The 10,045-nt window shown below is 69.8% G+C and carries 7 protein-coding genes and 1 pseudogene; 1 reads left to right on the top strand and 7 read right to left on the bottom strand.

Going from position 1 to position 10,045, the window contains the following annotated elements:
• Positions 1–32: 32 nt before the first annotated feature.
• The 6 genes and pseudogenes from ACZ5WG_RS28465 to ACZ5WG_RS28440 form a co-directional block, all read right to left on the bottom strand.
• Complete coding sequence (locus ACZ5WG_RS28465; RefSeq protein ID WP_468726833.1) at positions 33–1,229, bottom strand: cytochrome P450; 1,197 nt, start codon at positions 1,227–1,229, stop codon at positions 33–35.
• Positions 1,230–1,272: 43 nt separating this feature from the next.
• Positions 1,273–1,899, bottom strand: a complete 627-nt coding sequence (locus tag ACZ5WG_RS28460; protein WP_468726831.1) for an FMN-dependent NADH-azoreductase — start codon at positions 1,897–1,899, stop codon at positions 1,273–1,275.
• Positions 1,900–2,163: 264 nt separating this feature from the next.
• Positions 2,164–3,156, bottom strand: coding sequence for a Gfo/Idh/MocA family protein (locus tag ACZ5WG_RS28455; RefSeq protein ID WP_468726829.1), 993 nt, complete (start codon positions 3,154–3,156; stop codon positions 2,164–2,166).
• Positions 3,153–4,136 (bottom strand): Gfo/Idh/MocA family protein, encoded by a 984-nt coding sequence (locus ACZ5WG_RS28450; RefSeq protein ID WP_468726828.1) that lies wholly within the window; start codon positions 4,134–4,136, stop codon positions 3,153–3,155. The genes ACZ5WG_RS28455 and ACZ5WG_RS28450 overlap by 4 nt, the downstream gene beginning before the upstream one ends.
• Before the next feature lie 216 nt (positions 4,137–4,352).
• Entirely contained in the window at positions 4,353–5,000 is a 648-nt protein-coding gene (locus ACZ5WG_RS28445; RefSeq protein WP_468726826.1) for a thymidine kinase, read from the bottom strand.
• A 300-nt stretch (positions 5,001–5,300) separates the two neighbouring features.
• Positions 5,301–5,402: pseudogene (locus ACZ5WG_RS28440) on the bottom strand (thymidine kinase); the annotation flags it as partial.
• A gap of 151 nt (positions 5,403–5,553) precedes the next feature.
• Between ACZ5WG_RS28440 and ACZ5WG_RS28435 the strand changes: the two are divergent.
• Positions 5,554–6,057: an IclR family transcriptional regulator domain-containing protein gene (locus ACZ5WG_RS28435; RefSeq protein ID WP_468726825.1), complete on the top strand. Its 504-nt coding sequence runs from the start codon at positions 5,554–5,556 to the stop codon at positions 6,055–6,057.
• A 307-nt stretch (positions 6,058–6,364) separates the two neighbouring features.
• Here the strand turns inward: ACZ5WG_RS28435 and afsR are convergent, their stop codons facing one another.
• The gene (gene afsR, locus ACZ5WG_RS28430) at positions 6,365–9,298 is read right to left on the bottom strand and encodes an SARP-family global regulator AfsR (RefSeq protein ID WP_468726914.1); all 2,934 of its coding nucleotides are present in this window, start codon (positions 9,296–9,298) and stop codon (positions 6,365–6,367) included.
• Positions 9,299–10,045: the final 747 nt, after the last annotated feature.

Genomic DNA, 10,045 nt, shown 5'->3' with positions numbered 1-10,045 from the left:
TCCTTTCGGAGAAAATCAGAGAAGAAGAGAGCTCACCAGGAGACGGGCAGGCTCTTTACCGCGAAGACGGAACCCTTGAGCCGGAGCGGTACCTCATCGAACGCAACAGCCAACCGGAGGTCGGGAAACGCCTGGAGGAGAGCCGACAGGCCGGCGCGCAGTTCGACGCGCGCCAGGTTCTGGCCCAGGCACTGGTGGATGCCGAAGCCGAACGCCACGTGGCCCGAGGTATCGCGATCGATGTCCAGCTGCGCAGGGCACCCGAATTTGGCCGGGTCGCGGTTGGCCGCAGGCAGCGACACCGTGACGGTGTCCCCCTTCTTGACCAGCTCACCGTCCAGCTCGATGTCCTCCAGCGCAGTGCGGTACATCTCGTACTGGTTGATGGTGATGTAGCGCAGGAGCTCCTCGATGGCGGCGTCGAGCTTCGACGGGTCCGCACGGAGGGCCGCCATCTGGTCCGCGTGGTGCAGCAGGGCGAAGACCCCGACGGCCAGGGCGTTCTCCGTGGTCTCGTAGCCCGCGAACAGCAGGAGGGTGACGATGTTGCACACCTCTTCGGTGGTCAACTCCCCGTCGGCGACGAGCCGGCTGATGAGGTCGTCTCCGGGCTGCTTCCGCTTTCCTTCCACGACCTCGACGATGAACGGCGTCATCTGCGCGAAAGCGGCTCCGACCTCTTCCTGCGTCGAGTCCGGGTCGTGCAGGACGGCCGGCGCGTGGGCGTACCGGTCACGTTCCTCGTAGGGCAGGCCGACCATCTCGGACAGCACCCTCAGGACCAGCGGCTCGGCGAAGTTCGCCACCAGGTCCACCGGACCGCCGTGTTCGCGCATCACGGCGATCTGCTCGGCGGCCACGGCCTCGACGCGCGATGTCAGCCGGCTCGCCCGGCGGGCGGTGAACTCGGCCGTCAGCAGGCGCCGGTACCGGGTGTGGTTGGGCGGGTCCATGTGGATGAACATCCCCGGGATCTCCGGAGAGGAGCCGACGGCCGGCTCTCCGAAGCGCGTCACCGGGAAGTGGAAGTTCTCGAGGTTGTGGCTGAACCTCGGGTCGCTGAGGACCTTGCGCACCAGCTCGTGACTGGTGGCGATCCAGCCGACGTGTCCGTCGGGGTACACCATGCGCGCGAGCGGACGTTCTTCGCGCAGGGAATCGAATATGGCAGGGGGATCGAACTGATGGGTCCGGTCCCAATGCTCCTCGAACGAAATTGCGTCGCTCATTGAATCCTTCTCAATCGAGACTGCAGATCGGAAAGGGCCGCGGTTACTGGGCCAGCTTTCCGAGAGTGTCGTACGCGTTCGCCAGGGAGGCTTCGGCCAACGGCTTGAGATGCGCCATCTGCGGTGCAGCCGCCGCCATAGTGAACTCGGCAGTCACGAAGGTCAGGTCCTCGCCGAGACCGACCGCCTCCAGAATCGCCTTCAGATAGGACTGCTGGAAGTCGTGGCCCTCACGCGGCGTTCCCGGCGCGTACGAACCGCCCCTCGACAAAATCGCCACGACCGACTTTCCGCTGAGCGGACCGGACTGCCCGGGCCTGACCATGTGGGCCGGGTGAACGACACGGTCCAACCACGACTTGAGGGTCGACGGGACCGAGAGGTTGTGCATGGGAACGCCAAGGACCAGCACAGACGCCTCGAGCAGCTCATTGGTGATCGCCGCGGTGAGCTCCTGCTCCTCCGCACTCTGGCCGTGGTCGCTGTCCGGGTAGACGAGGGCCTGGTGCACGGGATGCGTGATGTGCGGAACCGGCTGGGCTGCAACGTCGCGATAGACATAGCCACCACCAGGGTGGTTGTTACGCCACTCTTCAGCGAAATAGGCCGACAGTTGCCTCGATACGGATTCGGCACCGACACTCGAGTCAATGTGCAGGAGGTGTGACATGCGGACGTCCCCTTAGCGATCGGGAAATGTACGTCTACACATCCCGCGACAGCTTTTCGATTCATCGCGAGGGTGCAGCCTTGATCTCTCAGGTCAGACTAGGCCGGGCCCCGGCGGCAAAACATCCCTCAGCCTGGTAGGGCCGGTGGGTGGCCCCGGAGAAATGGCGAAGCTCCTGGTGAACGGTGTCATGACCGAGGTCCACCGTTTCTCCAGGAGCTTCGCCTACGGCTGTGTCCGAGACGCAGCCGAGATCGCCGCGCCTCAGCCGACGGGCGCTGCCAGATCGACGGGCTGGCCGGATCGCGCCGATGCACGGGCCGCTTGGAGGACCCGGAGCGTACGGACTCCGGCTGCGCCGTCCGGGCCGGCTCCGCGTCCCTGACCGACGGCGGCGATGAACTCGCCGAGCATGACGGCGTACAGGTCGGCCCCGCCCGCTTCCCACCGGTCACCGGCCGTGGCGGCGTCGAACCCGCCGAGCAGCCGAGGGCGGGCGTTGAACTCCACGCTCGCCCGGTCACCGACGAAGCTCATCGTCGGTCCGTCCACTGCCGACGGGTGCGCTGCCACGCTCCGGCTGCAGTCGATGGATGCGACCGTCCCGCTCGGATAGCGCACCGTGACGAGTGCCGCGCTCGGGGCGCCCCGTTCTGCACCGAGGAGGCTGTTCGACTGCGCGTACACCTGCTCCGCAGGCTCCCCGCCGAGCACCGCGTCCACCATGTCGAGCAGGAAGGCGGCGTTGGCACCCAGCGCTCCGCCGTCCTCCCGTTCCGCGGCCGCAGGGCTGTTGTACGCCCCGTGAACGGTCGTCAGCCTGCCGATGGCCGCACCGTCGGCGAGCCCTTCGCGCACGGCGGTGAAGGCCGGGCTGAAGCAGGCCGGTGACACGAGGGTCAGCTGCACCCCCGCGTCCTCACAGGCGCGCACCATGGCCTGCGCGTCCGCCTCCCCGGCTGCCAGCGGCTGCTCGCACAACACGTGTGCCCCGGCCTGGGCAGCCCGCTCGACCAGTTCCCGGCGGCGGCCGGTCTCGCTCGTGACCACCACGGCCTCGGGGCGCAGCGCGAACACCTCGTCCCAGCTGCCCGCGTACGGCGTGTCGAGCTGCCGGGCCACGGCGTGACCCCGAGCCGGATCATCCGGCGAACCGTCAGGGTCCGCGATGACCAGGTCGACGCCGGGCATGTCGTTCAGCAGCCGGGCGTACGTCGCGGCGCGCTCGTGGGCGAACGACAACACAGCGACCTTCATGCGGCCCCCTTCACGGTCAGTTCCACGGCACGTCCGGTCCATGCGGACTCCGCGGCGGCCTGGGTGATGCGGATGGCGGCCAGCGCGTCCCGCGGCCCCAGACGGGGCTCGGGACCGCCGAGGAATCCCTGGGCGAACTCGCGGATTTCGGAGACGAACGGCTTCTCCCCGAAGTGCCCGAAGTTCGCGGCCGCATCGCCGAACACCTGGATCTCCTGCGGCCATTCGGAGTCGTAGTGCACCGTCCCGCCCGTACCCGAGACGCGGTAGGTGAGGCGGAAGGGCGGTTGCGGCGTCGCCGTCCACCGGCCCACGACCTGGCTGAGCGCGCCGCTGGCGTGGGTGAGAACGACGGTTCCGACACCGACGGCCCCGGTCGGGGCGGGTGCGGCGATCTCACCCTGATAGGAGGCGTGCACCCGTACGACATCTCCGAAGACCCAGTAGGCGATGTCGACGCCGTGCAGCAGCTGATCGGTCAGGATCCCGCCCGAACGCGCGGATGCGTGGCCGGTCCAGGGCCGCGGGTGGTAACCGGCGACGGTGAACCGGGCGACCGTGCCCGTGCCCAGGCTGCCTGCCGCCACCAGCTCGTGGAGCCGGGCGTACGCCGGGGCGAACCGTACGTTGTGGGTCGGGTAGAGGCGTACGCCGGCCTGCTCCGCCGCGGCGACGATCTCCTCCGCCTCGGCAGTGCTGGCCGCCAGCGGCTTCTCGCAGACCACCCCCACGCCCGCGGCGATGGCGGTCATGGCTATGTCGTAGTGGCTGTCCGTCGGGGTGCAGATGTCCACGGCGTCCGCGCCGTCCAGCGCCTCGTCCAGGGAACCGACGGCTTTGGCGCCGAATTCGGCTGCGAGTTCCCCGGCGCGTCCGTCGGTGGAGTAGACGCGCACGGACGCCCCGACGGTGGTCCACGCGTCCAGGTGGAAGCGTGCTATCAGTCCTGCGCCGATCAGTGCTACTTCAAGTTGCCGCATGGCATCCCCAGCCCTTTTTCCCGCTGCCGACCGTCAAGTGAAGCCTTCGGATGGCGTGCTGCTGTGGACGGCCAACAGGAAGGTCACTCCCGGCACGGCTGCCGACGCCCTGCACGTCTGAAGTCTGACCAGTCTCGCCCGCGGCGCCGGCCGGGGGCCATCACCAACGTGGGTAGTCCCGCCAAGGGACCGGCAGGATCGCCTTCCTGCGGGCGGTCAGGCGTGGTTGACCGGAAGGACGTCCGGGGAGAGGGCGCCCGCACGGGCGGCGGCCGAGGTCATGCGGCGGCGGTGGTGGCGGCGGCACAGGACCTCGTAACCGATCTCCCCCGCCGGGCGGTTCACATCGCCCACGACGACCTGGGCGCCCTCGACGACCATCTCGCCGCCCACCGTACGGGCGTTGTGCGTGGCGCGGGCACCACACCAGCACAGGGCCTCCACCTGGAGCTGTTCGAGGCGGTCCGCCAGCTCGATCAGACGCTGCGAGCCCGGGAACAGCTTCGTGCGGAAGTCGGTGGTGATGCCGAAGGCGAAGACGTCCAGGCCGAGGTCGTCGACGATGCGGGCGAGCTGGTCGATCTGCTCGGGGGCCAGGAACTGGGCCTCGTCCACGATCACGTAGTCGGCCTTGCCGCCCTTGGAGATCTGCGCGACCAGGTACGCGTACAGGTCCATGCCCTCCGGCGCCTCGACCGCCTCCGTCACCAGACCCAGGCGCGAGGACAGCTTGCCCTCGCCCGCCCGGTCGTCCCGGGTGAAGATGACACCCTGCCGGCCCCGCGCGTCACGGTTGTGCGCGATCTGGAGAGCCAAAGTCCTTTTGCAGGGGCATCCACCATCAGTCCATGGCGTGGACGGCATGACACCGCGCGTTCTCTGCCCTCTCCGGCTCTCTGTCGACACGGTCGATTCGACCGCCACCCCCCGCCGACGGGAACACATCCAGCACTGAGTCGAAGCCCCCCGGCACGACGTGAAGATCGTCGCGTTGGCGGTGGATACGAACGCCGCGAGCCGGTCGGCAGCCGACCAGTCTCCGGAGGGGTTGCCGCCGCGTGGTCGGACACGCTCACGGTCATCGCAGGAGGCTCGCAGACCGCCGACCCATGGTTCCCCTGCCGGCGCCCTCGATCTCCGCGAGGGAGCCCGTCGCAGGGTAGGTCAGCCAAACGTGACCGGAAGGACGTCCGACGAGAGTGCGCCCGCATGGGCGGCGCTCGTCATCCGCCTGTGGTGGTGGCAGAGGACGTCGTAGCCGATCTCCTTCACCATGTATGGGTAGCGTCCCCCCATGACATTGCGTGCTCTGGGATCTCCACTGCCGTCCGTGGACAGGTCCGCTCAATGCTCGCCCTTCGTCTGCGGCTTCCGCATGTGCCTTGTGAGCTGAGGGTTCTTCTGGGGTTCCGACAAAATGCAGGACCGCAGCCTGCTCCAGCAAACCCTGGCTCTCATCCGGGACGCCGTTGGAGCCGCCGTCTACTTGGCCCGCTACGAGGAGGCCGAGGTGGTCATCACCGCCCTCGCCTCCGGACCGGGGACGCCCCCCGTCGAGGAGTGGGTGGAGTTCCGCGCCGCCGCACACGCGACCGCGGTTGGGAAGTGCCTCCTGTCCCAGCTCGGTTACGACGGACGCATGGATCACCTGGCGCGCCGCCACATCCAGCGCCTCACCTTCCGCACGATCACGTCAGAGCGGGCCCTGTTCCACCAACTCGACCATATGTCCGACACGGAACTCGCACTCGACCTCCGGGAGTACGCCCTCGGCACAGTCTGCGCGGAGGTGGCCACGACCCTTGGCCCGGCACCCGAGTGCGTGGCGCTGTCGCTGCCTGTCAGGCAGGCACACCGCCTACCCCAGGCGTCCCGTACCCTGCGGCGCCACGCCCTGGCGGTGATGCTCAGCCAGCAGTGAGCGGGGCGCGGGCGACGGAGCGCAAACGCCCGGTCGCCCACGCCCCCGCACCACGCTTCCCGGAAAACCGGCCGACGCTGAGGGTTTCCACCTCCGCAACGCGTCCGTGCACGTCACAGCGCCCGTGAAGCAGCTGGGAGCAGCCACCTTCCAAGCACTTGGCTGCAGCACCGAGCCGTGTAAGAGGCCTCAACTACCCGACCTTGGGGGAACTTCATGCGTCACCGTCCACCCCGGCCCAGCCCACCGGCACGCGCGCCGCTGTGTCTGTTTGGGGGAACTTCAGTATCGATGTTCCCCCAAACCGTCATACGGCGATGAGCCCCGACGTGGCCAGGTCTCGGAAGTCTGCCGTCTCCGGTCGGCCTCCCACCCGCTCGTAGATGCTCAGCGCCTCGCTCCAGCACACCCTGGCCTCTTCGTTCCGTCCGAGGCGGTCCCAGGCCCGGCCCAGCACGGTGAGGACACCGGCCCGGCGCCGCTCGCCTCCGATACTGCCCAGGGCGAGGGCGCGCTGCGCGTGCAGTGCGGCGGCTTCGTACTGGCGGGCGGCGAGGTGGGCTTCGGCCATCCGGAAATTGGTCATTCCCACCCACAGCCGCTGTTGGTGCTCTTGGAAGAGCGTCAGCGCCTTGGACAGTTCCTCGAGCGCCTCGGCCGGGCGGTCGGTCTGGGTGAGCGCGATGCCCAGCGCGTAGCGGCAGTTGGCTTCCCGCAAGGTGAGGCCCATGGAGCTGAAGATGGCCAGTGCCCGGCGGGCAGGCTCGATGCCGTCGGATGGCCCGCCCATGTCCACGCGGACCCGGGAGAGGACGCTCAGGGCGCCGGCCTCGCCGAGCCGGTTCCCGTCGGCGCGGTACGCCACGAGCGCCTCGGTCAGGAACCGTTCGGCCTCCGCGTGCCGGTTCTGGTAGGCCGCGATGACCCCACGGTCGTGCAGACCCGCCCCCACCGGCAGCGGATCGCCGCTGGCGCGGGCCAGCTCCACCGCGATCCGCGCCTCCTGGTCGGCCTGCTCGAACCGCCCGGATGTCAGGAGCAGCGAGGTGTAGGCGATCCGGGCACGGGCCTCCGCGCCCGCGTCGCCCGCCGCCCGCGCCGCTTCCCGTACGGCCGTGGCGGTGGTCTCGTACTGGCTCGCGTCCGCTCCCGCGTCGGCCAGGTCCTTCGCCGCCCACAGGAGGTCCGCGGCCTGTGCCTCCGAGCCCGCGGCCGCCTGCTGCCGTACGCATGCCAACAGGCAGGCGGCCTCCCCGTACAGCCAGTCCACCGCCTCGCTCGCGTCCTCGAAGACGAGCCCCGCGCGGCGGGCTACGGACAGGTGCTCAAGCAGCCGGTCGCCGGGACGCTCCAGCGCGTACACGGCAGCGGCCGTCGCCAGATAGAAGTCCACCAGGCGTGACAGGGCAGCGGCCTGCTCGCTCGCAGGCTGCTCGTCGCGTTCCGCGCACGCCCGCGCGTAGAGGCGTACCAGGTCGTGGTACCGGTAGCGCCCGGGTGCCGCGGATTCCAGTAGGGAGGTGTCGACCAGTGATTCCAGCAGGTCCTCGGTTTCGTACTCCGGCAGGTCGAGTACGGCGGCTGCAGCGGGCAGCGAGATGTCGGGCCCGTCGGCGAGGCCGAGGAGGCGAAACGCCCGGGCCTGAGAGGGTTCCAGCTGGCCGTAGCCGAGTTCGAAGGCGGCTTTGACGGCGAGGTCGCCGGCCTGCAGCTCGTCGAGGCGGCGGCGCTCGTCGGCGAGTTTGGCGGCGAGGACGGAGACGGTCCAGGTGCGGCGGGCGGCGAGCCGGGAGGCGGCGATGCGGATGGCGAGCGGAAGGAAGCCGCAGGCGCCGACCACGTCGAGGGCGGCCTGGCGCTCCGCGGCCACCCGCTCCGGCCCTACGATCCGCGTGAACAGTAGCCGGGCCTCCTCCGGGCTCATCACGTCCAGGTCCACCAGGTGCGCACCCGGGAGAGCCATCATCCGCACACGGCTGGTGATGATGACGGCGCTGCGGCCCGTGCCGGGCAGCAGCGGCTGCACCTGGGCGGCGTCTCGCGCGTTGTCGAGGAGGACCAGCAGCCGACGGCTGTCGAGCATCGAACGGAAGAGGGCGGAGCGTTCGGCCAGCGCATCGGGTATCGCGTCGTCGGCTGCTCCCAGGGCGCGCAGGAAGGCGGCGAGTACGGTCCCGGGCTCGGCGGGCCGGGGCGCATTGCCCTGCAGGTCGACGTAGAGCTGGCCGTCGGGGAAGTCCGGGCGGGCCGCGTGCGCGACGTGCACGGCGAGGGTGGTCTTGCCGACGCCGGCGAAGGCCGACAGGGCGAGCACACGCTTTGAGCCGCCCGCACCGGACAGGATCCCCCTGAGTTCGGCAATGAGGGCGTCGCGGCCCGTGAAATCGGGGACGGTGGCCGGCAGCTGCGCGGGGGGAGCGATCACCAGAGTGGTGGTGATCGCCGTGTGCGATGCCATCGGCGAGGCGAGTTCGGGGTCGTCGCGCAGGATGCGCCCGTGGAGGGTGATGAGCTCAGGGGTCGGGTCGACGCCGAGTTCGTCGGCGAGGAGCCGTCGGGTGTCGGCGTAGACGGCAAGGGCCTCGGGCTGCCGGCCGCTGCGGTAGAGGGCGAGCATGAGCAGCTCACGGAGTCGTTCGCGCAACGGGTGGACGGAGGTGAGCGCGATGAGCTCGGAAACGGTCTCGGCGTGGCGTCCGGCTTGCAGGTCCAGGTCGATGCGGATCTCGAGCAGTTGGAGGCGCCATTCGACGAGCCGGGTGCGCTCGGTGTCGGCGTGCGGGCCCGGGACCCCGGTGAGCGGCTCACCGTCCCAGAGGTCGAGTGCGCGGGCGATCAGCGTACGGGCGAGGGCGTGATCTCCGGCGGCGCGGGCGCGGTCGGCATCGGCGGCGAGGTGGCGGGCGATGCCGAGGTCGAGGGAATCAGCGGGGGTGCGGATGGCGTAACCGCCGGATTCGGAGACGAGGAGTCCGGGATCGAGCGTCTTTCGTAGCCGGGCGGCGTAAGTACGGATGGTGGCGAGTGCCTGCTGCGGCGGGTCCTCGCCCCAGATGGCGTCGATGAGTTCGGGCGCGGTGGCGGTGCGTCCTTGGCGGAGCAGGAGCGCGGCGAGCAGGGCGCGCTGCTGGGGGCTGCCGGAGGGGAGCGGCTCGTTGTCGCGCCAGATCCGCACCGGTCCGAGCACGCTGAAGCGCAGCATGTTGGTGGTGGACCGAGGTCCGCGGGAAACGTCCGCCAGTCCTCGCTTCCGGGTGATGTCGCGCCGCTCGTCGGCCGACGGCCTGACCGCGGCCGCGACCAGAGCGCGTGCGCCTTGGAGGCGGGGTTCGTCCTGGTTCGTACGGGCGGACTCGAACTCGGTGGTCGCCAGGTTGGCCAGGGCGGACAACGCGAGCGGATGACGGGGCCCCAGAGTCGCGGATGCCTTCTGGGCGGTGACGGCCAGGACGTCGGTGGCACGTTCCATTCTCTCGCTGTCATTGACAGCTTTGGCCGACTCGAACTCGGCCCGAGCCAGGGTGATCAGCGCCGCCAGGCCCTTCGGGTGATCGCCGCCGAGAAGACGGGTGAGCTGCCGGGCTGTTTCGGCGATCGCGTCCACCCAGCGGTCCGCGTCCTCGTGCCGTCGTTCCAGTCGCGCGACCGCGGCCAGTACCGACTCGGTCAGCAACCGCACGTCGAGACCGTCCTCGGACTGCTCACCACGGGGCAGGAGCTGAAGAGCCTGCCCGGCTGTCTGGCCGGCTCCGGTCGACGCGCCCTGGCGTAGCTTGATCGCCGCGACATTGGCCAGCGTGCGTGCCGTCTCCAGAGACGATCCGTTCCCGCCCGGCCGGGGGAAGACCACCATGGTCGACAGCAAGGCGGCCGCGGCGGTGAGCTCGCCGCGGTCTGCCAGCGCGACCGCGAGGTTGTTGCGGCCCTCGTGGGAGAGGTCGGCGGACGCAGGATCCAAGAAGATCCGCCCCACCACGTGCTCGATCAG

This window comes from Streptomyces sp. NPDC032745 (assembly GCF_055579465.1).
Note: the sequence above shows the minus strand (reverse complement) of the source record. Positions and strands in the feature narration are given on the sequence as shown.

Coding starts and splice junctions, on each gene's coding strand:
- ACZ5WG_RS28465 (WP_468726833.1), bottom strand. CDS start 1,229: ATGAGCGACGCAATTTCGTTCGAGGAGCATTGGGACCGGACCCATCAG.
- ACZ5WG_RS28460 (WP_468726831.1), bottom strand. CDS start 1,899: ATGTCACACCTCCTGCACATTGACTCGAGTGTCGGTGCCGAATCCGTA.
- ACZ5WG_RS28455 (WP_468726829.1), bottom strand. CDS start 3,156: ATGAAGGTCGCTGTGTTGTCGTTCGCCCACGAGCGCGCCGCGACGTAC.
- ACZ5WG_RS28450 (WP_468726828.1), bottom strand. CDS start 4,136: ATGCGGCAACTTGAAGTAGCACTGATCGGCGCAGGACTGATAGCACGC.
- ACZ5WG_RS28445 (WP_468726826.1), bottom strand. CDS start 5,000: ATGCCGTCCACGCCATGGACTGATGGTGGATGCCCCTGCAAAAGGACT.
- ACZ5WG_RS28435 (WP_468726825.1), top strand. CDS start 5,554: ATGCAGGACCGCAGCCTGCTCCAGCAAACCCTGGCTCTCATCCGGGAC.